General features: G+C 58.1%; 20 protein-coding genes and 2 pseudogenes. 13 read left to right on the top strand and 9 right to left on the bottom strand.

The features are described from left to right. Positions 1–19 precede the first annotated feature (19 nt). The 5 genes from P3G59_RS15265 (at position 20) to P3G59_RS15245 (ending at position 6,096) form a co-directional block, all read left to right on the top strand. Positions 20–2,260: a TonB-dependent receptor gene (locus P3G59_RS15265; protein ID WP_277762163.1), complete on the top strand. Its 2,241-nt coding sequence runs from the start codon at positions 20–22 to the stop codon at positions 2,258–2,260. A gap of 84 nt (positions 2,261–2,344) precedes the next feature. Further along, positions 2,345–3,634 (top strand): FAD-binding oxidoreductase, encoded by a 1,290-nt coding sequence (locus P3G59_RS15260; protein WP_277757891.1) that lies wholly within the window; start codon positions 2,345–2,347, stop codon positions 3,632–3,634. Positions 3,635–3,647: 13 nt separating this feature from the next. After that, a complete protein-coding gene (locus P3G59_RS15255; RefSeq protein WP_277757890.1) occupies positions 3,648–4,205 on the top strand; it encodes an XRE family transcriptional regulator in 558 nt (185 codons plus the stop codon). 21 nt (positions 4,206–4,226) lie between these two features. Next, entirely contained in the window at positions 4,227–5,573 is a 1,347-nt protein-coding gene (locus P3G59_RS15250) for a glutamine synthetase family protein (RefSeq protein WP_277757889.1), read from the top strand. A gap of 229 nt (positions 5,574–5,802) precedes the next feature. Further along, the gene (locus P3G59_RS15245) at positions 5,803–6,096 is read left to right on the top strand and encodes a hypothetical protein (protein WP_277757888.1); all 294 of its coding nucleotides are present in this window, start codon (positions 5,803–5,805) and stop codon (positions 6,094–6,096) included. Between the two features lie 655 nt (positions 6,097–6,751). Here P3G59_RS15245 and alaE read toward each other — a convergent pair. Both alaE and P3G59_RS29470 read right to left on the bottom strand, forming a co-directional pair. Next, complete coding sequence (gene alaE / locus P3G59_RS15240; protein WP_277757887.1) at positions 6,752–7,213, bottom strand: L-alanine exporter AlaE; 462 nt, start codon at positions 7,211–7,213, stop codon at positions 6,752–6,754. Between the two features lie 48 nt (positions 7,214–7,261). After that, positions 7,262–7,381 (bottom strand): annotated as a pseudogene (locus P3G59_RS29470) (LysR family transcriptional regulator); the annotation flags it as partial. A 146-nt stretch (positions 7,382–7,527) separates the two neighbouring features. On the opposite strand from P3G59_RS29470, the gene P3G59_RS15235 reads away from it, so the two are divergent. Both P3G59_RS15235 and P3G59_RS15230 read left to right on the top strand, forming a co-directional pair. After that, positions 7,528–7,782, top strand: coding sequence for a hypothetical protein (locus P3G59_RS15235; RefSeq protein WP_277757886.1), 255 nt, complete (start codon positions 7,528–7,530; stop codon positions 7,780–7,782). 178 nt (positions 7,783–7,960) lie between these two features. After that, on the top strand, positions 7,961–8,161 hold the full coding sequence (locus P3G59_RS15230; protein WP_277757885.1) for a hypothetical protein: 201 nt from the start codon (positions 7,961–7,963) through the stop codon (positions 8,159–8,161). A gap of 61 nt (positions 8,162–8,222) precedes the next feature. Here the strand turns inward: P3G59_RS15230 and P3G59_RS15225 are convergent, their stop codons facing one another. Both P3G59_RS15225 and P3G59_RS15220 read right to left on the bottom strand, forming a co-directional pair. Further along, positions 8,223–9,521 carry a carbohydrate porin gene (locus P3G59_RS15225; protein WP_277757884.1) on the bottom strand — a complete coding sequence of 433 codons (1,299 nt, stop codon included), beginning with the start codon at positions 9,519–9,521 and terminating at the stop codon, positions 8,223–8,225. A gap of 103 nt (positions 9,522–9,624) precedes the next feature. Beyond that, on the bottom strand, positions 9,625–12,030 hold the full coding sequence (locus tag P3G59_RS15220) for a glucose/quinate/shikimate family membrane-bound PQQ-dependent dehydrogenase (protein WP_277757883.1): 2,406 nt from the start codon (positions 12,028–12,030) through the stop codon (positions 9,625–9,627). Between the two features lie 373 nt (positions 12,031–12,403). On the opposite strand from P3G59_RS15220, the gene solA reads away from it, so the two are divergent. Together solA and P3G59_RS15210 are read left to right on the top strand one after the other, a co-directional pair. After that, the gene (gene solA, locus P3G59_RS15215; RefSeq protein WP_277757882.1) at positions 12,404–13,582 is read left to right on the top strand and encodes an N-methyl-L-tryptophan oxidase; all 1,179 of its coding nucleotides are present in this window, start codon (positions 12,404–12,406) and stop codon (positions 13,580–13,582) included. 38 nt (positions 13,583–13,620) lie between these two features. Then, the gene (locus tag P3G59_RS15210) at positions 13,621–14,358 is read left to right on the top strand and encodes a MetQ/NlpA family ABC transporter substrate-binding protein (protein ID WP_277762162.1); all 738 of its coding nucleotides are present in this window, start codon (positions 13,621–13,623) and stop codon (positions 14,356–14,358) included. Positions 14,359–14,400: 42 nt separating this feature from the next. Here P3G59_RS15210 and P3G59_RS15205 read toward each other — a convergent pair whose 3' ends face one another. Both P3G59_RS15205 and P3G59_RS15200 read right to left on the bottom strand, forming a co-directional pair. Next, a complete protein-coding gene (locus tag P3G59_RS15205) occupies positions 14,401–15,303 on the bottom strand; it encodes a bestrophin family ion channel (RefSeq protein ID WP_277757881.1) in 903 nt (300 codons plus the stop codon). A gap of 119 nt (positions 15,304–15,422) precedes the next feature. Beyond that, positions 15,423–16,556, bottom strand: coding sequence for an aminotransferase class V-fold PLP-dependent enzyme (locus P3G59_RS15200; RefSeq protein WP_277757880.1), 1,134 nt, complete (start codon positions 16,554–16,556; stop codon positions 15,423–15,425). A 129-nt stretch (positions 16,557–16,685) separates the two neighbouring features. Between P3G59_RS15200 and P3G59_RS15195 the strand changes: the two genes are divergently transcribed. Both P3G59_RS15195 and P3G59_RS15190 read left to right on the top strand, forming a co-directional pair. Continuing rightward, the gene (locus P3G59_RS15195; RefSeq protein WP_277757879.1) at positions 16,686–17,297 is read left to right on the top strand and encodes a dTMP kinase; all 612 of its coding nucleotides are present in this window, start codon (positions 16,686–16,688) and stop codon (positions 17,295–17,297) included. Positions 17,298–17,392: 95 nt separating this feature from the next. Next, complete coding sequence (locus tag P3G59_RS15190; RefSeq protein ID WP_277757878.1) at positions 17,393–18,508, top strand: aromatic ring-hydroxylating dioxygenase subunit alpha; 1,116 nt, start codon at positions 17,393–17,395, stop codon at positions 18,506–18,508. Positions 18,509–18,574: 66 nt separating this feature from the next. Here P3G59_RS15190 and P3G59_RS15185 read toward each other — a convergent pair. Beyond that, positions 18,575–18,778, bottom strand: a pseudogene (locus P3G59_RS15185) (hypothetical protein); the annotation flags it as partial. Between the two features lie 200 nt (positions 18,779–18,978). Between P3G59_RS15185 and P3G59_RS15180 the strand changes: the two are divergent. After that, complete coding sequence (locus P3G59_RS15180) at positions 18,979–21,222, top strand: hypothetical protein (RefSeq protein WP_277757877.1); 2,244 nt, start codon at positions 18,979–18,981, stop codon at positions 21,220–21,222. A gap of 151 nt (positions 21,223–21,373) precedes the next feature. On the opposite strand, the gene P3G59_RS15175 is transcribed toward P3G59_RS15180, so the two are convergent. Beyond that, positions 21,374–22,708 carry an MFS transporter gene (locus tag P3G59_RS15175; protein ID WP_347276975.1) on the bottom strand — a complete coding sequence of 445 codons (1,335 nt, stop codon included), beginning with the start codon at positions 22,706–22,708 and terminating at the stop codon, positions 21,374–21,376. A 342-nt stretch (positions 22,709–23,050) separates the two neighbouring features. Here P3G59_RS15175 and P3G59_RS15170 point away from each other — a divergent pair, with 342 nt between their 5' ends. After that, on the top strand, positions 23,051–23,983 hold the full coding sequence (locus tag P3G59_RS15170; RefSeq protein ID WP_277757875.1) for a hypothetical protein: 933 nt from the start codon (positions 23,051–23,053) through the stop codon (positions 23,981–23,983). Positions 23,984–24,119: 136 nt separating this feature from the next. Here the strand turns inward: P3G59_RS15170 and P3G59_RS15165 are convergent, their stop codons facing one another. After that, positions 24,120–25,232, bottom strand: coding sequence for an alkene reductase (locus tag P3G59_RS15165; protein ID WP_277757874.1), 1,113 nt, complete (start codon positions 25,230–25,232; stop codon positions 24,120–24,122). Between the last annotated feature and the right edge of the window lie 103 nt (positions 25,233–25,335).

Genomic DNA, 25,335 nt, shown 5'->3' with positions numbered 1-25,335 from the left:
CTTGGGTTTGTGCTGGTTAATGCCGCTGCTGCCGGCCACCGCCAGTGATTTACCCAACAATAACGATGTTCTGCAAACGGTCACGGTGGAATCCCGGCGCCGTAGCGAGGACGCACAGCAAGTGCCCACGGCGATGAGCGTGCTGGGCGCGCAGACTCTGGAGGAACAACGCCTGTACCGCTTGCAGGATCTGCAGCAGGCGATGCCGAGCGTCAACGTCGCGTTCATGCACGCCCGGCAATCGAGCCTGTCGATTCGCGGCTTGGGCAACAACCCGGCCAGCGACGGCCTGGAAGGCAGCGCCGGGATTTATCTGGATAACGTCTATCTCGGTCGTCCCGGTATGGCGGTGATGGATTTGCTCGACATCGAGCAGATCGAACTGCTGCGCGGCCCGCAAGGCACCTTGTTCGGCAAGAACACCACGGCCGGCGTGTTGAACATCACCACGCGCCGGCCTTCAACGACGCCGCAAGGCAGCTTCGCCACTTCGGTGGGCGAGGACGGTTATTCGCAAAACCAGGCCAGTTTTTCCGGTCCGCTCAATGACACGCTGACTGGCCGTATCGCGGCGTACAAGACCCACGAAAATGGTTACGTGAACAACCAATATGACGGCCATACCCTCGGCGGCGGCACGCGTCAGGGCGTTCGTGGGCAACTGCTGTTCGAGCCCAATGCCGATTTCAATCTGCGCTGGCTGGCCGATTACCACGAGGAAGATTCCAGTGCCGGCACGCGCTCGCTGTTCAGCACCGGAACGACCGTCAATGGCGTCAACCGCTATGAACAACGCGCCGCCGCCGTCGGCGCGACGTTGGTCGAAGGACGTCGGGTCAACCTCGACGCCGATCAGAATGTCACGGTGTTTCAGGGCGGCACGTCGCTGGAGGCGAACTGGACGCTGAGCGGCGATTACACGCTGACATCGATCAGCGCTTATCGCTGGTGGGATTTCACGCCGCGTAACGACGATGAGCTGAACGTCGATGTGATGGACAACGTCGGGCAATCAGCGCGCGACAAGCAATACTCGCAGGAGATTCGCCTGGCCTCGCCGGTCGGCGAACACTTCGATTACGTGCTGGGCGCGTATTACTTTCGCCAGGAAATGAGCAACAAGGTTTTCACCGACTACGGGCCGTTGGCCGACACCTGGAATGGCACCCCGCAAGGCGCGCTGAACAACGTCATCAGTATTGGCCATGGCGATGTCGACACCGACAGTTTTGCCACGTTTGCCCAAGGCACCTGGCACCTGACGCCACAACTGGATTTCAGCCTCGGCGCGCGCGGTACCTATGAGCGCAAACAGGCGCAAGTCACACGCAACGCACCCGTCGCAGGTGCCAACGTCAGCGGCGCGGCAGCCGCCGCCAGAGCAGGGCGCCTGGGTGCTTACGATTCCGGTGATTTGAGCCTCTACAGCTTCAGCCCTTCGGCGCTGGCCAGTCTGGCCTGGCACGTCAACGATCAGGTACTGGCGTATGCCTCGCTGTCTCACGGCGAGAAATCTGGCGGGGTCAACCTCAGTGTCGCCAGTGCGCCGGTCGCGGGGGCCGACTCACTGTTGATCGGCAGTGAACGGGCCAACGACGCCGAACTTGGCATCAAAACCACGCTGCTCGATCAGCGTCTGTTGCTCAATGCCAACCTGTTCTGGACAGTGGTGCACGGCTATCAGACCAATGCCTACGATGACGCCAGTCTGAGCAGTTACCTGACCAACGCCGGCACGGTGCGCAGCCGGGGTCTGGAAGTCGACAGCAGTTGGCGGCCAGTCGCGGGCCTGACCATCAACCTCAACGGCGCCTTCAATGATGTGCGCTATCTGTCTTACGAGGATGCGCCGTGCCCGGCAGAAGTTGCCTTGCGTCCCGGCGCTCCGGCTGCCTGCGACCTGAGTGGTCACGCGGTGGTCGGCGCGTCGAAATGGGTTTTCAACACTAACGCCAGTTACCAATGGAGCCTGCACAATGGCCTGCAACCCTACGTCAACGGCAGCTACGCGTGGCGCTCCCATGCGGTCGGCACCGTCGATGACTCCCGTTACGCGCAGTTGCCCGGTTACGGGCTGGTGAACCTGTCCAGCGGTGTGCGCGGTGATTGGGGCAAGGGCCAGTGGGACGTGTCGTTGTGGTTGAAGAATGCTTTCGACAAGACCTACTACACCACGCTGTGGAATTCACCCAACGGTGCGTACACAGGGGTGTTGGGCACCTCCCGAACACTCGGCATGACGGCGCGCTACGATTTTTGATCGGGACATCTGCGGGTTGCCGGCGTGAAATTTATTCTGTAGATTTTCATGAAATTATAAAAAGATAATTTCATGAGGTCGCGAATGTTCCTGCAATCCAGCCAGCACGTCGACAGCTATTACGCCCACAGTTGCGCCGATATCCTGCGCCATCGGGCTGTGCTGGAAGGTGACCATGACACCGACGTGGTGATCATCGGCGCCGGTTTCAGTGGCCTGCACACGGCGCTGCGTCTCGCCTTGGCTGGCAAGCGCGTGACGGTACTCGAAGCCAGTCGCGTGGCGTGGGCGGCGTCGGGGCGTAATGGCGGGCAGGCCATTCTCGGCTGGTCGTGTGACATGCCGCCGCTGGAAGCTGCACTCGGTCATGAGCGGGCGAAACGCTTATGGGACGGCATGCGTTGGGCCGCCCGGGAGTTGCGTGAAATGCCGGATCGTCACGGCTTCGACATCGATTATCGGCCCGGGCATCTGTGGACATCGGTGATGCCTCGGCGGGTCAGTCTGCTCAGCGAATGGCAACACGAGGCCAGCCACAAGTGGGGCCACGATGTGTTGCAGTTCATTGCTCGGGAACAACTGCCGGAATGGGTGGCCACCGATCGCTATCAGGCCGGGCTCTATGACCCTGAAGGCGCGCACCTCAATCCACTTAAACTGGCACTGGGCCTGGCGGACGCCATCGAGCGAGCCGGCGGGCGTATTCATGAACAAAGCAAAGCGTTGAGTTATCAGGAAGAGAGCGACGGTTTCCGGGTCAACACCGAGCGCGGTTCGGTTCGCGCCGATGTGCTGGTGCTGGCGTGCAACGCTTATCTCGATGAACTCGACCCGCAACTGTCCAGCTGCATTCTGCCGGTGGGCACTTACCAGGTGGCCACCGCCCCACTGACGCCCGAGCAGGCCAGCGCGCTGTTGCCGCGCAATGTCTGCGTGACCGACAACCAGTTCGTTCTCGATTACTTCAGGCGCACGCCGGACAACCGTTTGTTGTTCGGTGGCGGTTGCACCTATCTGGGCGGCATGCCCAAGGACATTGCGGCAGCGACGCGGCCGTTTCTGGAGCGGGTGTTCCCGCAGCTCAAAGGCGTCGGCATCGAGTTTGCCTGGGGCGGGCATATCGACTTGACGATGAACCGCACACCCGATGTCGGCGGCGCGGGCAATCGTTATTGGCTGCAAGGCTACTCGGGCCACGGCGTTCTGCCGACATTGGCCGCCGCGCGCGCGGTGTCGGATGCGATTCTTGGCGATGGCGATGAACTGGCGTTGTATAAGGGCCTGAGCAATGGCCGTTTCCCCGGCGGCAAATACCTCGCCGCACCGCTGGAAGCCATCGGCAAGGCCTGGTACCGACTGCGCGACAGCATTTGATGAGACATTGACCATGAACAAGCAAGAAGAAATCGCCGCGCTGGCGATCCTTATCCACGACCTGCGCAAGCACAAGAAGTGGACCCTCAAGGAGCTGGCCGACAAGATCGGCCGTTCGGTGGGTTTTCTCTCGCAGGTCGAGCGCGGCTTGTCGCGGCCGACCGTGGCAGATCTGACCGCGATCAGTGAAACCTTTGGCGTGCCGACCACCTATTTCTACAGCCTGCCCAAGCCCAAGGAACTGCCTTGGGTGACGCGTCCGGCCGAGCGCCGCACGTTGTATTACGCCAACGGCATCACCGACATTCTGGTGTCGCCGCAGATTCGCGCATCGTTCTCGATGCTCGAAAGTCATCTCGAAGCCGGCGCCAGCAGCGGCGACCGCCATCTGACCGACAGCTCGGAGCAGGGCGGTTACGTCCTCGAAGGCGAGCTGACGTTGTGGTTGGGCGACGACGAAGAACCGACCACCTTGAAGGCCGGCGACAGCTTTCAATTCGACAGTCATACCCGCTGCCGCTACGGCAACCTCACCGAGCAGCTCACCCGCGTGCTCTGGGTCTATACCTGATCACAACAAAGGATGAACACGATGGACGCTGTCTGCGCTGACCTGCTCGCTGAAGTGCGAGCCTTTCGCCAACGCTACCCCGAGGTGCGTTATGTCGACCTGATTTCCCTGGACATTCCCGGGCACTTTTACGGCAAGCGTTATCCGGTGGACATGCTCGAAAAAGTTGCCGCTGGCAGCACCCTGAAATTGCCGCAGAACTGTGTGTTGCTGGGCGTGCAGGGCGGTTTGTTTCCAATTGGCGATTACTGCTTCAACGATGGCGACCCGGATGCCGTGCGCCGCCTCGTGCCGGGCACGCTGAAGCCGGTGACGTGGGAAGCGCAGCCGCTGGGGCAGATGCTGATTACCTCGGATGGCACTGAAAAGCCGATCGAATTCGAACCCCGTGAAGTCCTCGCGCAGGTACTCAAGCGTCTGGCGCACAAAGGCATTCATCCGGTGGTGGCGTTCGAGCTGGAGTTTTATCTGTTCGACAAAAAGCTGCGCGACGGTCTGCCGCAATTTCCTCGTGACGACCTGACCGACGATGCTGATGATCAACCGAACTTGCACATCGAGCGTCTTTCACGCTTCGCGCCGGTGCTGGATGACATGGTCGAAGCGACGCGGGCGCAAGGTATCGACGCCACGGTGATCACCGCAGAACTCGGTCCCGGCCAGTTTGAAATCAACTTCGGCCATCTCGACGACGGCTTGCGTGCAGCGGATTGGGCCGCGTTGTTCTGCCGCAGCACCCGCGGGGTTGCGCTTAAACACGGCTATCGCGCCAGTTTCATGGCCAAGCCGTACTTGCAGCATCCGGGCAGCGGCATGCATGTGCATGTCAGTTTGAACGACGCTGATGGCCATAACCTGTTGGCTGCGAACCAGCAGCAACCGTTGCGCCACGCAGTTGCAGGTTGCCTGGAATTACTGCCGCACAGCATGCCGATCTTCGCCCCGAACCAGAACTCGATGCGCCGATTGGGCGGCACGGTGAATACGGCGACCAAGGCTAGTTGGGGATTTGAGGATCGCGATGCATGCCTGCGAATTCCCGAGTCGGACGCGAAGAATTTGCGGGTTGAATATCGGCTGGCGGGGGCGGATGCCAATCCGTATCTGGTGTTGGCGGCGATTCTGGTGGGGCTGGAGCATGGGCTGCAATCGGCCAAAGAGCCGATTGCGCCGCTGAATGAAGACCGCAACAGCGGGATTGATTTTCCCAAGGAGATGTTCGAGGCCGTGCGGGCGATGCAGCATCAGCCGCTGTTGCGTGAGGGCATGGGCGCAGAGTTTGTGGATGTTTATTGTGAGAATAAACGGCAGGATCATTTGGCGTTTATGCAGGAGATTGGGGCGCGGGAGTATCGGTGGTATTTGTGAGGGCGAGGGCAATTTCTTGAATGTAATGAATTCACACGAGCTTGCAGAGCGCTTGTTAGAAGAAGGATGCAACCCGTCCAACTTTTCAGCAGACGCTTACCGCTTTTGGCCGAACGCTGGTGGTTGAGAACGGCTGCTTTCGGCCAGAAGCGGACCTTCATTTCAGACGCATGCATTCGCCTATAGCGGCCTGTAGTAGGATGCGGATTTGAACAAAAGAAGCTTCATCATGGATGTTCACGCACTTGAAGAAAGCAGTGTCTTATCGATCACAGTGGACCAAGCCCATCGCTATTTCGAGATGGTTGTCAGACTGGATGACGGGTCCAGAAATAAGCTGATGGCATGGAACGCGGATGGCACTGAGCTAACTATCAGGCTTGGCGCTCTTAACGTTCAAAACACCAGTGAACTCGGAGAGCTTGAAGGGATAAACATCCTTGATAATGTTCTATCCCTTGAAGGTGATTTTGGAGATATAACGATCACAGCCACCTCGATTTTGATTGAAAAGCTGACGTAACTACCGTGCGGGAGGCTACTTCGAGCTGAATGCTACCCGTCACGGATGTCTGATTGTGGCTATTTACTGCCTGTGCTGATCGGCAGCTTTGGGTCGACTGCTGCCCTTTGTGACAGGCAGCAAACGGCCAAGAGCAGCCGTTGGCAGTGGACTGCTTCCGACCAGAAGCGATCAGTCAGAAATCGTCAGAATGCAATTCAGAACATGAAAGCTCAGCTCGATAATCGCTGTGTATCAGTGCCAGTCTCTAAAGCAGTGCATGCATTGACGCGCGCGCCAAGTCCTCAACTGACCTCCACAGAATGAGCACTGGGCAAGCTTTTGCTCGCACAGAGAATTCATCCGATGGTGGAAATACTCCCAGACAACATCCGGATCAATATTTTCTCTGCGGACTATCTCATCTACTACTACCCGATCACCTTTTCCGTGGAAAATCCCAATGATTGCTAGCGTTTCAGTTGATGGACAATAAGCAGTAATTGACTCGCCGCAACGATTACAAACGCGTTGACCATAGCCAGTAATCATAAATTCGTTTCAGCACCTAGAACTGGAGATGACCTTTTTACTAGTTACTCAGTGCACTGACAACGTCCTCTAAGGGTCGATAACAGTCGATCATGACTGACCGCTCTTGGCCGATAACAGCCACTCAACCATTCAACGACATCGGCTTGTCTCCACCCGGAGGCAAGCCAAACAGCCTCCGCACCCCATTAAGAAACGCTCCATAAGGCCGCCCCAGAACCAGCATCATCACGGCCGCACCCAGCGTGCCGCGCACCAGTCCTGCTCCCGATGCGCCACTGAAGGCAATGATCGCCGCATAGATCGGCACTTGAAAGCTGACCAGGGCAATACTGTCCCATATCAATCTCGACACCCGGCCCTGACCTGCGCGCGTCATCACCCAATCGCGCCAGATACCGTAAGGTCGCGCGACCGGAACCATCAGCGCTGCACCCAGAAGGCGCGCGTGCAGAACCTGATCCCACGTCATGCCGGCAATGAAACGCTCATTGATGATGCCGGTGGTGGTGAAAAACAGGATCAGCGCCGTGGTGTCTGCGATAAATGCAGTCCGACGCGTTGGCGGTTGCAGGCGTTGCGTCACTTCGTTTCCCCTGTCATGGCGTCAGCAAAAAAGCTCCCAATGGAACCCTCAACCAGAGGCCGGCGCTTCATCGTGCTGTGACAGCGGCTGCGCCGCGAGGTGCGGAGATTCGCCGAAGTACTCGACCAGCAGATCAGTGAGCACGCGAATCTAGCGCGCGGGGTGCGGGTGGCGCTGGCGACAGCCGGCGCCACTTCATTTGGCTTGTTGCTGATGCCTCAAAATAATCTGAACCGCTCAGAGGCCTGCTCGCCTAATGATTAGCTTGTGGTCAATCGCACAGGCGCTGTGTCAATAACGGCACACTCCGAGAGGTGGTCAACGTGGCTAAAGACGAAAAGAAAAGCAAAGACAAAGGTGACGCTTCGAAAGCCAGCAAGGATTTGAAAGACAAGAAGTCATCACCTGAGAAGAAATCAGCGGCGGCTTCGGCGCTTTCAAAGTCTTCCGACAAGAAAGACAAGAAGAAAGATGCCGAGCCCAAGAAGTCCGCGAAAAAAACGGACAGCAAGCCTGAGAAGGCCAAGGATACGAAGAAGGCTGATAAGCCGGCTAAAAAGAAAAAGTGATCTTTTTCTGTCTGCCAGGGCTTTATGCCCTGGCTTCTTTTTGGGCGATTCACGACAGAATATTGTTCATGGCCAAAGCCATGGAGTGCTGCCATTCGTCCACTGGCTGGCACTCGCGATGACGGATCGTCTCTGACATTTATGCGCGGAACTTCCGTGCTTCAGCAGGAGAGCCAGCATGGACATTGATGAGAAAGCGCAGGGCAACATCTCGCAGCAGCCAGTCACCCGCACTACGGACAACGAGACCGGCCATGATCCGCGACACGATGAACCTGAAGTGCCGCTGCCGGCGGACGACGATTCGCCGGTCGATGAAGACATGAGCGATGTCGATGCCAACAACTCTGTCTCGAGCGAACATCCCGAGCCGAAATAATACAAAGCCCATAAAAAACCCGGCATTCGAACCGGGTTTTTTATTGCCTTTTATGGGGGGCTTAGAGCGCCGCTTTCACTTGCAGTCCAAACACCAACGCATTATCGATGTCCTGCCCGGAAAACGCGCCGGGCTCAATGATGTACTGCACATTCGGGCGCAGCGTCAGCCAAGGCGTCGCCTGGTAGCCATAACCGAGTTCGATCAATTGCTCGGCGCTGTCCAGGTTCGGGAACGCAGTGCCGTTGTTCAATGCGGCGTCCTGCTGCACATCGCGGCTGCGCGGGTTCGGCACGGCGCGGCCATAACCCAGGGCGACGGTGTCACGCGGGCGACCTTCAAACGGCTTGTACAGAACCACGCCGGTGCCGTACCACTTGCTGAACGGCGAAGCCGCTTCGCTGGCCGCCGAGTATTGACCGAAGGCGTGCAGGCTGCGGCCTTCGGAGGTTGGCGAGCTCCAGATGGCTTGATCGATCAGCAGATAATGACCGCCGCGACCGGACACTTCTTTGTCACTGCCGATGCGTTTTACATCGGAGCTGTCGTAGTAGTAGCCGAGCTTGTATTCGCCGGGCAGGGTGCCCGCGTGCTTGTACACCAACTCGATGGGAACCACGGTGCCGGTGGTGTGTTTCGGGTCAAGGTGCCAAGCTCGGCTGGAGTTGCCGTTGCTTTCAGGATCAACGTTGAATGCAGCCACCCGCAGTTGCCAGGAAGACGACAGATCGTATTTCACCCGCACGCCGAGGCGCGCGTTGGGGTAGTTGGTCCAGCCGCTGCCACCGGACATGTTCAGCGGGTGGCCACAGAAACCGGCGTTCATGAAGTTGCACAGAATGCCACTGTCGAGGCCGCCGAGGTCATTGCCCATGGCCATGTAACCGAGTTTCACGTTGAGCGCCGGGGTAAACAGGCTGCGCTCGTAGCTCAGTTCGGTCAGGCGCGTGTACAGGCCGCCGTAGTTTTCCTGAATCGGCAAACGGTTGCCGACGAGGTCTTCCGAAGCGCTGTTGCCGCGTCGGTCGTTGATGGTCAACTGGACCTTGCCGGCATTGTCGACGCCGTACAGTTTGCTCAGATCGAACTGCACGCCGAGTTTGATGTTCTGCGAGTAGCGCGCCGATCGATGCAAACCGCCGTCGGCGTTGTAAGCCATTTCACCGCTGTAGTCGCCGGTGAATTTGATTCCTTGTTCATCCATCTGGTGACGCAAGCCACCCCAGTCACCGGTGAGGGTGCTGCGGGTCAACAGATCGGAATCGTTGTCGGCCAGCGCGGGGAGGGTGGCGGTGCACGTCAGGCCCAGCAACAGGCCTTTGAACAGGTCGGAACGGGAAAAACGAACAGCCGATAGCATGTAAATCTTCCTGCTGAAAACTCGAGCATTAGGAGAAAGCAGCGCGGCACCCGAAGGTGCCGCGCTTAAAACAAGCGTCCGCGTTTAACGTGGACGCAGGGGGTTACGGCAGGGCGTAAGCCATCACGTAGTCGCCACGATCGGTCGACTGACGCGCGCCACCGGCGGTGATGACGATGTATTGCTTGCCGGTTTTCGGCGAAACATAGGTCATCGGGCCGCCCTGGCTGCCAACCGGCAGACGTGCTTTCCAGACTTCTTCACCGTTGCCGCTGTTGAAGGCGCGCAGGTAGAAGTCCTGGGTGCCGGCGATGAAGATCAGGCCACCTTGGGTCGACAGGGTGCCGCCGAGGGTTGGCAGACCGATCTTGATCGGCAAGTGCATGCGGATGCCCAGTGGACCGGTGTCTTCAACCGTGCCGACCGGCACTTGCCAGGCGACTTTCTGGGTTTTCATGTCGATCGCGGTCAGCGTGCCGAACGGTGGTGCCTGGCAAGGAATACCGGCGACCGACAGGAAGCGGTTTTTGTTGACGGCGTACGGCGTGCCTTTCAGCGGCACGGCGCCCATGCCCGTGTTCAGCGCTTCGCCACCGCCAGCGGCCTGGCCTTTGTTCTGCGACGGGATCATCTGAATCCACAGACCCAGGCGCATGTCGTTGACGAAGATGAAACCGTGCACCGGGTCAGTGGAGATGCTGCCCCAGTTCATGCCGCCCAGCGAACCCGGGAAACTCAGCGATTTATCAGTGCCCGGCGCGGTGTACAAGCCGTCGTAACGCATGCCTTTGAAGTCGATGCGGCAGAGCAACTGGTCGTACGGCGTGGCGCCCCACATGTCCGATTCAGTCAGGTGCTGAGCACCGATCTGCGGCATGCCCAGGGATTTCGGCTGAGTAGGGGAGTACGGTTCGTTCGGGATGTTCGCCGCTTTGACCGGTACTTCTTTAACGTCGGTCAGCGGTTTGCCGGTGGCGCGGTCGAGCACGTAGATCTGCCCGGCCTTGGTGCCGATGACCACGGCCGGTACGGTTTTGCCGTCCTTGGTGAAGTCGATCAGGCTCGGCTGCATCGGCAGGTCGAAGTCCCAGAGATCGTTGTGCACGGTCTGGAACACCCAGCGCTCTTCACCGCTGGTGGCGTCCAACGCGAGGATCGAAGCACCGTAGGTGTGATCGAGTTTGCTGCGCTCGACACCATAGATGTCGGTGGACGAGCTGCCCATCGGCAGGAACACGGTGTTGGTCGCCGGGTCATAGGACATCGGCGCCCAGCTGTTCGGCGTGCTGCGCACATAAGTGCTGCCTTCGGCCGGAGCGTTTTTATCCTGCGGGTTGCCCGGGTCGAAAGCCCAGCGCATGGCGCCGGTCATCACGTCGAAACCACGGATCACGCCGCCTGGCATGTCGGTTTGTACGTTGTCAGCCACGCGACCGCCAACCACCACCGTGGTACCGGCCATCAGCGGTGCGGAGGACAACTGATAGTAGCTGTCCGGCACGTTACCCAGACCGGCCTTCAGATCAACCTGGCCGTTGTTGCCGAAACCCTGGCAGAACTCGCCGGTGTCCGCATCGACCGCGATCAGACGCGCATCAATGGTGTTGGTCAGCAGACGACGCTGGCAATTGGCGGCCGGCGCGGGCTTGGCTTCGATGATTTTCGAATTGGCCGGCTGAGCGATGGCGGTAGTGGCGTCGAAATACGCCATCCCACGGCAGCGCTGCCAGACTTTCGACTGGGCATTGATCGCGTTTTTCCACAGCTCTTTACCGGTGTCGGCATCGAGGGCGATCAGGTTGTTGTGCGGGGTGCAGATGAACACCTTGTTGCCGATTTGCAGCGGGGTGAGCTGGTCTTCGGCACCGTTGCCATCGCTCTCGGCGACGTCACCGGTGTGATAGGTCCACGCCACTTTCAGCTTGTCGACGTTGGCGCGATTGATCTGGTCCAGCGCGGCGAAGCGGCTGCCACCTTCGGTATTACCGTAGTGTGCCCAATCCTTTTGCGCCTTGTCCGGCTCGACCGGGGTCAGGCCCGGGCCGGTGCCAGTGGCGGCAACGGTCGGGTGCGCAACGAACATATTGCCAGCCGCCACAGCCACGCCGACCGCCAGCACCGCCGCCACGGCGTAGGCGCCGCGACCGGCAACGTCACCGTTGGCACGCTTGAGCAGCGGATAAACCAGTGCCACGACCAGGCCGATCACACTGAACATAAACAGGCGCGAGAACACCGGCCAGAACACCAGGCCTGCATCGCTCACCGCCCAAATCGCGGTGCCCACCAGGAACGCGGCGAACAGCCATGCACCGGCCGGCTTGAAGCGCGCGATCAGTAGACCGGAAACGGCCATGACCAAGCCACCCACCAGGAAGTACCACGACCCTCCCAGGCTGACCAACTTCACGCCGCCCGCAGCCAGCGCCAAGCCGAGCAGGGCGATGACGACGCCCAGCCCGACCAGAATGAATTTTGATATGCCCGAGAGGCGTTGACTCTGCTTCACGTTGAGTGTCCCGTTGAAATGAGGCGCGCATTATATAGTTAGGTAACTACCTAGTTAAATCACAAATTTCAACGTGAAGCGTAGTTCGCGCTTTTGACTCGCGCCTGAGAGGGGCTCAGATGATGAAAAGTTTGTCGAAATCCGCGAAAAAATCGCTGTTCTGTAGGATTTATTGTCAGTTGTGACAGATATAAGATCCCGTGCTCTCAGGCTTAAATTATCCGCGCCGGAATGTAAATGCGACGAATAACCGCCCATCAGCCCGATCCAGAGCTGTCGGTAAACGCATAGAGCTATATGGATATGCTTTTTTAATCTTGGAATTCGTCGTGTTTTACCGCTGAACTGGCGCCTTTTTGATAGGTGGCTATTTATGTCCGAGCGATGTGAGGTGCTGGTTTTAGGCTTGGGCGCGATGGGCGCCGCCACGGTTTATCAGTTGGCGAAAGCGGGTGTGAACGTCGTCGGCATCGACCGCCATCACCCGCCGCACAACCTCGGCTCCAGCCATGGCGATACACGCATCACCCGGCTTTCGGTCGGCGAGGGCGCGCAATACGTGCCGATTGTGCGTAACGCGCATCGCATCTGGCGTGAGCTTGAGGCGCTGACGGGAGAGTCACTGTTCGAGCAATCGGGGCTGCTGGTCCTGACGTCGAGTGCCGACTTCGATCCTGATGACCACACCGACTTCACCCTGCGTACTATCGGCTTGGCGCAGACCTATGGCATCGAGCACGAGGTCTTGTCTGCTGAGCAGATCCGCCAGCGCTTCCCGCAATTCGCCAACGTACACGACTCGGCCATTGGTTATTTCGAACCGGGCGGCGGTTTCCTGCGCCCCGAGCGTTGCATCGACGTGCAGCTCAAATTGGCCGAACAACACGGGGCGATCCTGCATAAAGGCGAAACCGTCACGGCTATCCGCTCGAACGAGCAAGGTGTCACGGTCACCACCGACCGACGCACGCTGTTTGCCGACAAACTGGTGATCAGTGCAGGTAACTGGAACGGCGAGTGGCTCGGTGAGCCGTATGAGCATCTGCTGAGTGTTTACCGGCAAAAACTGTTCTGGTTCGAAGTGGATGAAAGCGCTGGGCTGGTTGGCCACTCACCGACGTTCATCCTCACGCACGGCCGTGGTGACGACAAGATCAACTACGGTTTTCCCGCGCTCCCCGGCGAAGGCAGCCTGAAAATCGCCACCGCGCAATACCACACTTCATCCTCGCCACAGGCCATTGATCGCACGGTTTCAGCCGCCGAAGAGCAGGACATGTACGAACACCAGGTGCACGGCCGCATCGCCGGCGTCACCTCTAAAGTGCTCAAGACTGCGGTCTGCGCTTATACCGTGACGCCGGATCGTCATTTCATCATCGATGAGCACCCGTCGCTGCAACACACCCTGTTCGTCTCGGCCTGCTCGGGTCATGGCTTCAAGCACTCCGCCGCGTTGGGCGAGGCGTTTGCCCAGTGGTGCATGCATGGCTCGACCGACCTGGATCTGTCCTCTTTCTCCCTGAAACGCTTCGAAGGAAAACTATCGTGAAACGCGTCGCGCTCTCCGTAGCACTGTTGGTCGCCGCCATGGGCTCAGCCTCTGCCGAAACCCTGAAAATCGCCGTGGTGCCCGTGCCCCATGCCGAGATCCTGGAGTTCTTGAAACCGGAGCTGGCCAAGGAAGGGGTGACGCTGGACGTCAAAGTGTTCTCGGACTATATCCAACCAGACCGGCAAACGGATGAAGGCTTGCTCGACGCCAACTATTTCCAGAGCAAACCGTATTACGAGGCCTACAAAAAAGACCGGCCGAGCAGCGATCAAGTGCCGGTCGTGGCCGTGCACATCGAACCGTTCGGTGCCTATTCGAAGAAGATCAAAAACATCAACGAACTCAAGGACGGCGCGACGATCGCCATTCCCAACGACCCGACCAACTCCGGTCGTGCGCTGCTGCTGATCGCTAAACAAGGCCTGATCACCCTGAAGGATCCTGACAACATCATGGCGACGCGCCTGGACATCGTCAGCAACCCCAAGCACCTGAAGTTTCAGGAACTGGAAGCGGCGATGCTGCCGCGCGTGTTGAATCAGGTCGATCTGGCGTTGATCAATGCCAACTACGCGCTGGAAGCCAAACTGGTGCCACACAAGGACGCGCTGTTTATCGAAAGTTCGGAGTCGCCGTATGCCAATTACCTGTACGTGCGTCGCGACAAGGCCAACGCGCCGGCGGTGCAGAAACTTGGCGCGCTGCTCAATTCCCCGCAAGTGAAGCAGTTCATTCTTGAGCGTTATCACGGTGATGTCGTGCCGGCATTCTGATTGACTCGGGAACCGTCAGAAGCCCTGAAGGTTCCCGCCCCCTTAAGCGTTCTCTTCAATCCGGCGCACGTCACCCAAAGAATCACGCTGCATCGACTGCAGGTTTTTCTCGATGGTTTCGCACAGGGCTTCCATCTGAATCTGGTGTTCGCTGTGGCGAAACGGGCTTTGCAGGTCGGTGCCAATGCGCTCGATGGCCAGCAGCATAAAACCCACCACGGTCGAGGCCAGCGGCGTGAACCAGCCCAGGGACTCCACTAATCCCACCGGGACGATCAGGCAAAACAGCGAAATAAACAGGCGCGGAAAATACACATAAGGGTAGGGCAGCGGCGTGTTGGCAATCCGCTCCATGCCGCCCTGACTGTTGGACAGGTCGACCAGCGTCGATTCCAGCCGCGCCAGGCGAATGCTGTCCAGGCGTCCGGCCTTGTATTCGCGCGCAAGCAAAGTCGCCGAGCCGGTGAGGATGTCATTGGCAAAGTTATTGGTGGTGCCACTGCGGGCGAACTCATCGGCGGGAATGAAGGCGCGGACTTCCTCCGGGCAAGGCTGGCCTTGCAGATGCGCCGCCAGGCAATTCACATACGCCACGTGGCGACGCAACAACGTAGATTTGACCGGGTTGACCTCGCCGTCGGGGTCATCCAGCAACGTCAGCACCTGTCGGGCGAAGCTGCGCGAATTGTTGATCATCGATCCCCACAACGTCCGTGCCTCCCACCAACGGTTATAAGCGCTGCTGTTTCGAAAACTGATCAGCACAATCAACGCCGAACCCAATAACGTCAGGGGCATCAATGGCAGATTCAGCTTGGCGTTGAGGAACAGCATAAAGTCGACGGTGACGGCGATGTCCCACAGCAGCAGCCAGAACAACGCCCAGCCGACATAGCCCATAGTCTTGATGATCAAACGGTATTTTCTGACGATGGCAGCTTTCAAACGGAAACCTCGTGGCGAGCGGGACGCATTGATGCCTTAGCTCGGACGGTGTTTCCGTGGGAAAGGTTCGCTGATCGCTTTACACAATGTGTCCGGGACGCTGAGCGGTCTGCACAAGATCAGTCAGCCATCACCTCGTCCAGCGCCTGCTCAAGCGTACTGACCGTGCGCTCGATATTCTGCAGCTTCTCGAGTCCGAACAGCCCGATGCGAAACGTCTGAAAGTCGGCCGGTTCGTCGCATTGCAACGGCACACCGGCGGCGATCTGCAAGCCGTGGCTCGCAAATTTCTTGCCGCTTTTGATATCGGCGTCCTCGGTGTAGCTCACCACCACGCCAGGGGCTTGAAAGCCTTCTGCGGCCACACTTTTGAAACCCTTGCCGGTCAACATCGCGCGCACCCGATCACCCAGCGCCTGTTGTTCATCGCGAACCTTGTCGAAACCGTAGGCTTGCGTCTCTTTCATCACATCGTTAAAGCGCGCGAGGGAATCGCTGGGCATGGTCGCATGATAGGCATGTCCGCCCTGTTCGTAGGCCTGCATGATCTGCAGCCACTTTTTCAGGTCACAGGCGAAGCTGCTGCTTTGCGTCTGCTCGATACGCTCGAGGGCCAAAGCACTGAACATCACCAGCGCGCAGCAAGGGGACGCGCTCCAGCCTTTCTGCGGTGCGCTGATCAGCAGGTCGACGGCGCATTGGTGCATATCCACCCAAATCGTGCCCGAGGCGATGCAGTCCAGCACGAACAGGCCACCCACCGCATGCACGGCGTCGCCGACGGCCCGCAGGTACGCGTCGGGCAGAATAATCCCTGACGAGGTTTCAACGTGAGGGGCGAAGACAACCTTTGGTTTCTGCGCCGCGATGGCGGCCAGCACTTCGTCCAGCGGCGCCGGGGCGTAGGCGGCCTGGCGACCCGTGTCGACCGGCCGGGCTTTGAGCACTGTGGTGGCTACGGGGATGTTGCCCATATCCAGAATCTGGCTCCAGCGATAACTGAACCAGCCGTTGCGTAGCACCAGGCATTGCTGGCCGGTGGCGAACTGGCGCGCCACCGCTTCCATGCCGAAGGTGCCGCTGCCCGGAACCACCGCAACCGCCTCGGCGTGGTAGACCTGTTTAAGAGTCCTGGAAATATTGTTCATCACGCCCTGGAAGGACTGCGACATGTGGTTCAGCGAGCGGTCGGTATAGACCACTGAATACTCGACCAGCCCCTCAGGATCGATACCGGGGTAGAGTTGTGACATGGGGTGACTCCTTTGGCAGAGAGGCGAACTTCATTGGCAAGCAAGTGTAGGCAAAGGGCAGGGATCAGCTCATTGAAATGCAAAAATGAGGTTAAAGTGCTCATCAATGTCTCAATCGTTGCGTAAACCATGAATCTCCCGCTGTTCATTTCTCTGGATGGGCCCAAGGGCACCGGCAAAACCACACTGCTGGAGGCCGTCACCGCCGCACTGCGGGCAGATAACCAGAAAGTCATCCGCCTGTGCGAGAGGAAAAGCGATCCCGACCGGGGTGAAACCATGGCCCTCGTCAACCAACTCGCCAGACATCCCTCGCGGGATCTGGAGTGGGCGGTGTGTCAGCGCTTTGCGGATAGCCGGCGCTGGATTTCCCGGCAGGTGCTGCCCAAACAGCCATTGAACAGCATCATCTTGATCGATCGCTGGTATCCGTCGGATGCCGCATTTCGTCATAGCGTGCCGTTTGCCGAGATTCTGCAGTTGAACATGGAGCGAGGCGTGCGCGTGCCGGATCTGCATGTCGGCGTCGTCACCGCGCCGGATATTTCCTGGGCGCGGGCAACGGCCCGCTCACGTGGACTGGGCGGCACGGTGATCCAGAAACACGCAGAACACGTCGCGTGTAGCGAGATGTTCGAGCAGGCAGTGGCTGATCAAGGCTGGGTGTTGTGCCGCAATGAAGGAACCATCGAAGCTGCAACGACTCAGGTGGTTGCAGAGATTTATAAAGTGCTTCGCTGATTGTCAAAGTGGAGCCACCTGGCGTGGTGTTGAATGCCGGGTTTCTCTGATCTGAACTCACCGAACTCACCGAACTGACGGATCGCACGCCGCCCATGCTCACCAACCTCTGGTATGTCGTTCTCCCATCGTCACAGTTGACTGACGGACTGATGCCGGTTCGATTGCTCGGCCAACCCTTCGTGGCGTTCCGTGATGAGGACGGCGTCGCTCGCTTGCTGTCGGATGTTTGCGTGCATCGCGGCGGTTCACTGTCCGCCGGCAGCAAAGTGGGCAACAGCGTGCAGTGTCCCTATCACGGCTGGCGGTTTGGCGGTGACGGTGTGTGCACGCTGATACCGGCGCAGCCCGACCTGCGGATTCCGGCAAAGGCCCGAGTGGATGCCTACCCGACGCTGGAGCGATACGGCTGGATCTGGGCTTTTCTGGGGGATCTCCCTGAGTCTGAACGTCCGCCTTTACCCACCCTCGACTGGGTCGATGACCCGGCCATTCGGGTGGTCGCCGGGCATTTCGATTGGCAAGCCAGCTGGGACCGGATTATCGAAAACGGCCTCGACTTCGCGCACGCACCGTTTGTCCATGGTTCAACCTTCGGCGATCCTGATCATCCCGAGATTGAATCATTCGAAGTCGAAAGCGATGCGTGGAGCGGCAGCGCCCAAATGCTCATGCGCAGGCCTGCACGCAAAGGACTGCTGCGGCGCAAATCCTCTACCGAGTTTGTCAGCGTCGCCACTGTTCCGGGATTTCACCTGTCCGGTCCGTGTACAACACTAGAACTCAACTTGCCGAATGGCTGGCGGATCTACATCGTTTCGGCGCATGTCCCGATTGACGCCAATCGCACGCGCACCTGGTGGATGATGGGCAGAACCTTTCTGCGCTCCCGACTGCTGGATCGCAGGTTCATTGCCAGCAATATCCGCATCTTCGAACAAGATCATGCGGTGCTGAAAAACGTGCGGCCCGAGCGCGTACCGGAGTCTTTCCAGCAGGAGGTTTCGTTGAAGTCCGATGCGCTGCAGATTGCCTTTCGCAGAAGCGTGCAGGCACTGGAAGAGCGTGGTTGGCGCATCGATGAAGAACGTCTTGCGCGAACGTTCACCGGGCGCAAGGCCTGTGCAGTCCCCAGTCCGGAACGGCGTCATGTTCGCGCTTGGGCGATCGAGCCGATTCCGCTGGTGGACATCACCCACGAAGACGAATGACTGTGCGGGCGGATGCAGGAAAACGGGAGACGTATTGTTGACGGTGTCTGAAGGCGGTGTCTCTAGAGGTGCGTCAATCAACGCGAGTGTCATTCTGATGAACTCTTCGTTTCGGTCATTTGCCGAGAGCGCCTCGCGGACATTGTCGGCAACGTCCGCCGGGCCGCGTTGTTCAACCCGGTTCGAGAGCTCCATGATGGCGGCTTCGAGCGCGAGCTGATTTTCGTGGACTCTGGCAAACAGCGGAGCGATCAAATCTGAATAGGGCATATTTGACTCCCGCTTGAACTGCAAAGGGCAAGGTCCTCGGGAACATGGCCCCTAAAGTGACGTAGGATTTCCAACTGACAGTTGCGCAGCGTAAGTACGGACAAGGTGATGGCACTTCGCACATGTCTTCCACTACTATTGCCTGATAACGGGAATCTCCCGATTTTGTCTTCAAGGCAGTTCAGACAAGGATGATGTGAGTGCCAATCAAATCAAGCCAACCCCAAGCTCCCAACGGCCAACCAGCTGACGAGCTTAAAATACATACGTTTGGCGTTGGTCATGGTGACTGCCTGTTAATCGAATTACTGTCCGCCGGTAAAGCTGTTTTTCGCATGCTGAACGATGCCGGCCAAGCAGGCCCGCATGTAAAAGAATTGATTGCCTATCTGGAAGCCAATAGACGACCGGAACAGAATGATCTGGATTTGGTGGTCTTATCACATGTCGACACCGATCACCAAGGTGGAATGCTCGAACTGTTCTCGAATAATTCAATCACTTTAGGTTCGTATTGGGCTCCTTGCTTGCCAGCCTTCAGGAAACTAGGGTGGTTATTTCGCGACCGGATACAACAAGCAGTGGAGACGGCCGCTTTCCTGGAATTTACACTCAGTGAACGTGACATAAAGACCATTTATCCAATGGAAGGGCACTCGGATAGATGGGTAGACGGAAAAGTTACGGCGAGTGTCATTTCGCCTCCAGCCCGATTGATTCGCCGCCTGTATCAATCACTCCCACAAGAACTTGAAGAAACGGTGACGAACACTGGGCAGTTACCACTTGAATGGCTGATCGGCCCATCGATTAACGATGATGAAGAAACTCTTCCTGGTTTTGATCAGCGTTCTTTCTGCGTGCCCAACGATTTCCGGGCGGATTTTCCCCCTGTTTCGGTACAGCCAGAGCGCCCTGAGTTGTTTGCCGATGAATCTGAGGAACCCGATTTCTTCGGCAATAAAGTCCTTAACGACACCTCACTTGTTATCGCGCTCGATGTGTGGCTGGACGGTAAGCATCGGCGGCGGATCTTACTGACGGGTGACCAGGAGAACTGGGCGTATATCGCCTCTCGCCATCCGGCCGGGTTGGGCGTGGATGTGCTCAAGGTTCCTCACCATGGCGGAATGGTCTACCTGACGGATAACAAAAAAGGCGCGAATAATTTTAATGAAGCGGCAGTCGAGCAGACTTATCTCTGGCTCAGGCCTCGCATCGCCATCGTCAGCGCTAGCGGTAGGTATGGCTTGCCGCATAATCGAATGCGAGACGCGCTGCGGTCGGTAGGTGCCGCCGTCATGTGCACCAATGTTCGCGGAGTGGAGCGTATCTCGCCTCCCTCTGAGTCTTGTGACACGGAGCGGAGTTGCTTCAACTCCTTCTCATGTGGGAAAGCCACGCAGCCGATCAAGTCCGAACTTTCATTGACCTGGAATGAGGAACTGATGGATCGCCCGGGCTGCGTTTCCGACGTCGGAGCAAGGGGCGCCACGCCCATCGTCGTCATGACTCAGCGATTGGTCGAGCCTGACGAAACATTCCTGCGTTGGACGAGTGGTGAACTTGAGAAACATGCCAACTGGCTGATTAACTTTCTTGATAACTCCAGGTCGGGATTTTTATCCGCAATGGGTGGTGTAGGCACTATAGACGCTTTAGCCATGGCGCCATTGACTTGGGCTCAAGTTAGAGCACAAGCAAAAATCGACGGTCGATTCCACTTCATCGAAGCCCCCCAACAGGTGCTGCAGTTTGCACGTTCGCGCGGGATAATCTGGAGTCCCGAGCTCTCGTTCAACCGTATAAGCGATGGGGCGTTATTGTTTATTCGGCCATCAGCCAAAGACTTGGAAAACGTTAAAAGTATCATTTCGAAAACGCCAAATTTTATATTTAGAGTGGAAGCCACTAGGGCTTCGATTATAGGGAAGGATTTACTGGCGATTATCACTTCGGCAAATACAGAGTCTTTTTGCTATTTGCTTGCCAGCCAGATCGGCTTACCTATTCAAGTCGTCAGAGAAGAGGTAATGCCGCATGCACTTGCCGCGTTGGTTTCAAACTTTTTCTTCCGCGTCTGCGCCATCGGGAGCCCGAGGTGCAATGTTAACGTAGATAACCCGCCTGAGCTGCTACTCCACCTTCGCAGGAAGAATGCGCCGAATTCGCACAAGGTGCCTGATTTGATCGACCCGGAGTGGAAGTTAAATGTGCCTGAAAGTGAACATTCATCTTTAACTAAAGTAGGAATGGATTTTCTTGTCAAAAAGATGAAGCGTGCTGGGTTTGCCGGGCTTTCTATAGGCGCCAGGGAAAACCTGCTGTTCGGTGGAGGTTTTGATGCTGATGATTTCGTTCTCCCGCTTACATACTATACGGAAGTGAAAAAACCGACGTTTTCTGACTTACTTGAACACGCAAACTGGTTAAATCTTAATTAGATCTTCAGTTGATAAAAACCGGAAGACAAGGTGTAGAGGCCAATGTAGTAAGCGCTGAAGTTCATCTCTTCAACGCTTATCCCATCAGAAAACTACTTTCGGCGACAGGTAGCAACCGGAGTGGGGCTTACCAGATTCTCCTCAGCACATTTCACACCGTGGGCACCGATTCACCGCTCAACGCATCCACCATCGGCGGATGCTCTTGCACCGCCTGACGCAAATCTTCGGTCACCCGCAGTTCAGCACCTGTCGGCGAGAACGTGGCTGCCGCTGCAAACGGCGCAGGATTGGCCGGAACCGGGCGTTTGCCACGTCGCCACAGGAAGAACGTGACCATGCACAGGTTGACCAGCGCAAAGACCCAGAACAAACCATTGGCACCAAATGAGTTCATGACCGGCGAAATCATCATCGGACTGAGCGCCGAGCCCAGCGAGTTGATCAGCAGCAAGCCCTGAATCATCGGCACCAACGCTTCGGCAGGCGCACGGTCGGCGGCGTGGCTGACGGCGACCGGGTACAGCGCGAACACGCCGCCGCCGAGCAAAAACAGCATCGCCGCGAGCATCGTCGAGGACAGCGGCAGCAGCACGATCACCAGCGATAACACAGTGCACGCTATCGTCAGAATGGTCAGCACCTGCAAGCGATCCTTGCGGTCGGACCAGCGCCCGACCGGGTATTGCAGGAGCATCGCACCGAGAATCGTCCAGGCCATCATGCTGCCGACCTCACCGACATTCAGGCCGGTGCGCTGCAGGTACAACGGCAGCAAGGTGTAAATCGCCGCGATGGTCACGCCCGAGCCGAAACACCCGACCAGTCCGGTCGGCGTCACGCCCAGCAGTTGCCGTGGCTTGAGTGGCTCAACCTGATCGAGCAATGGCGACACGCGCGGCAGGATCACGATCGGCAACACCGAAAAAGAGGCGAGCATGCCGGCGACCATAAACGGCGCGCTGTCGCTCAACCCGGTGATTTTACCCAGCGTGGCCTGACCCAGCACACCGGCGCCGTACAGAACGATCATGTACAACGCGAGCAAGCGCCCGCGAATCTTCGCGTCACCGGCCAGCAGCAGCCAGCTTTCAATCACCAGAAATACGCCGACCGTGGCCCAGCCATTGATCAGGCGCAGGGCGAACCAGCCCCAGGTGTCATAGAACAATCCCTGCAGCAGGATGGTCACGGCGATCAGCGAAGCAAAGCTGCCGTAGGCGCGGATATGGCCGATGCGCAGAATCAAGCGGTCATTGAATACGGCACCCAGAGTCAGACCGATGAAGTAGGCCGATGAAACGACACCGATCATCGTCGTTGACGCGCCGGCAGCATCGAGGCGAAGGGTGGTCAGGGAAGACAGAAAACCGTTGCCCAGCGCAACAATGAACAGCCCGAGCAGGGGCGCCAGCGCCATGGCCAGCAAACGCGGAGACATAAAAACCTCTAGAAAACGAACAGCGCAACGTGCGCCTCTGCGCAGGCGATTGCCAAGCCCAAGTGTGTTGTGGTTCAAGTGCCCGCCGATCGGGCAGGGCGGTTGAGTCGGACACACGTCAGCGAGGTGTGGCCAGCCATTCAGGTACGCGTTTTGTGACACTGATGCAGGCAGCCACCGACGGGGGCTGCAAGAGAGCGCGGGATTCTAAGGCTTGTGCAGGATTTGCCAATAGCTGTTTGCTGCGGCGTTAGGACGCAGGTGTTGCCATTTATGTTTGTCTTGAGTGGCCGGAGAAAAAATAGCTTTCGGCCATCACCCAAGTGCTAAATTGCCTCACGTACGCTCAGTGTTGCGCAATTACGCACGTTTCTGGAGATCAGCAGCATGGAAGCCACCCCAATAGGCCGAACAGCCGCAACACGTTACTTCGCAGCCTTTGGCCTATCGCTGCTGTTCAACCCTTCAACCCCGGCCTTCGCCTTCAACCCCGACCTGCATTCGGCCTATGCACTGACAGCAGCTCAGGCGTATCAGCGCTGCCCGGGAGTAAAGTTGCCCGAACAGTTGGCCGAGGCATTGGCGAAAGGCACTGAAGCTGAGGATTCAAGCCCGCTGACGATTCTTCAGCGCATCACCAACTGGCACTTCTACAACCGCAACAAAAAACTCGAGCCATTCTGGTTCGCCCATCGCAGCCTGGATGTGATTTTTTCCAAACGCATTGAACAGTTGAACGAGCTCCTGGTGAAACCTGTTGCCGATCCGGTCGAGGTGTACGAGCAAGCGGGGCGGGTCTTGCATTACATTCAGGACATGAGCGTCCCCGGCCATGTGGTGCCGGCTTACCACGCCAAGTTGCCAGGCAATCATGCCGATCCGTTCGATGAGTTCGAAAGCATTGAAGCGCTGCCAGTGTTCGGCTTGTCTGACGCGCAGTGTCAGGCGCTGCGCGATGAGGCGGGTAAGGCCGACGCCACCCCTCAACGTTTTCTGGACGCCGCTGCCACAGCGACCTTGCAGGCGATAGAGCAGATAGACTCGGCCGGTCAACCTGTCGTCGACGGTGCATGGAAAGCGTATTGGCTGTATCCCGCCCGAGACACCGATGAAGCCCGCATAGGCTGGGGCCAATACGCTACCTGCGAATTTGCCAAGGGCAATGTCAACGCGGAGTGCAAACGTGAAGAAGAGCTTGTGGCGTTGTTTGAACAGCAGTCTCGGCAGGTTCAGAAAAATTCGGTTTTGATGCTTTTTTATCTGCAAAAGAAGCTGGACGAAGCAGGCCAGACAAACGCCAGTGCAATGGCTAATCAATAGTCAGGATGAAAATTGAGTATGCGTCGCTTAATAGCTATGCCGACCTCATGAGAATGCTGGCGTAGCCCATTTGTTGACCTAATAGAAAAGGGGCCCATCGGCCCCTCCCACTGGTCTGGCTCCCGTCTGTTTCTGTTCAAGCATGAAATGGATAATCAATGTACCCACGTTGATCCCCGCCAAAAAAGCTACTTGGATCCGGCGCGTTAAGTGTCAGGCCATCGTGCAGTCGACGCGGCAGATCCGGGTTGGCCAGGAACGGGCGGCCAAACGCGATGATGTCGGCACGATCGGCGATCAGTGCCTGTTCGGCAGATTGCGCATCGTAGCCGCCGGCCAGGATCAGTACGCCGTTCCACGTCTTGCGCAACTGGGCAATGATCGCGTCCCAGCGCGGGTCGAAATTTTCATCTTTGACTGTGCCGACCATCGCTGGCTCGACCAGGTGCAGGTACGCCAGATTCCATTGATTAAGTGCTTCGACGAGGTGGCCGAAGGTCGCCTCCGGGGTGTCATCGCCCATGCCCATGAAGCGGCCCATCGGTGTCAGGCGTACGCCGACCCGCTCGGCACCGACTTCTTCAGCGACGGCCGCGACCACTTCGAGCAGAAACCGCGCGCGGTTTTCCACGCTGCCGCCATAGGCATCGTCACGCTGGTTGCTGTTGCTGTTAAGAAACTGATCGAGCAGGTAACCGTTGCCGGCATGAATCTCGACACCGTCCATGCCCGCCTGCAATGCGTTGCGCGCGGCCACTCGATAGTCTTCGACGATGCCGGCGATTTCCGCAGTTTCCAGCGCGCGCGGCACCGGCACATCTCCCCAGACACCGTTACCGTTTTCGTCGACGATAAACGTCTTGCCAGGCACCGGTAGCGCGCTAGGCGCAACGGGCAGGCCGGCATCGGGTTGAAAGCTTTGGTGGGACACCCGGCCGACGTGCCACAGTTGCATGAAGATCAGACCGCCGGCCTCGTGCACCGCCGCGCTGACGTCGCGCCACGCGTCGACCTGCGCAGGGCTGTAGATGCCCGGCGTCCAGGCGTAACCCTGAGCTTGCCGGGAGATTTGCGTGGCCTCGGTGATGATCAGCGCGGCGCTGGCCCGTTGGCGGTAATACTCGGCGTTCATCGGCGTCGGCACATCGCCCGGTTGGCCGGCGCGTGAGCGCGTCAATGGCGCCATCGCCACGCGATGGGCGAGGGTGTAAGGACCGAGTGCGAGGGGTTGGAACAGGCGACGGGTCATGGGTAGCTCCAGATTTCAATAAAAGGAATTCAAGCGCGGCAGCGGTGCCGCGAACCAGTGGCGCTAACTTAACCGGGTACGGCGGGGCTGATAATCGGTGGCC

It is taken from the genome of Pseudomonas sp. A34-9, assembly GCF_029543085.1.
Lineage (GTDB): Bacteria > Pseudomonadota > Gammaproteobacteria > Pseudomonadales > Pseudomonadaceae > Aquipseudomonas.
This window is presented reverse-complemented; position numbering and strand designations above follow the sequence as displayed.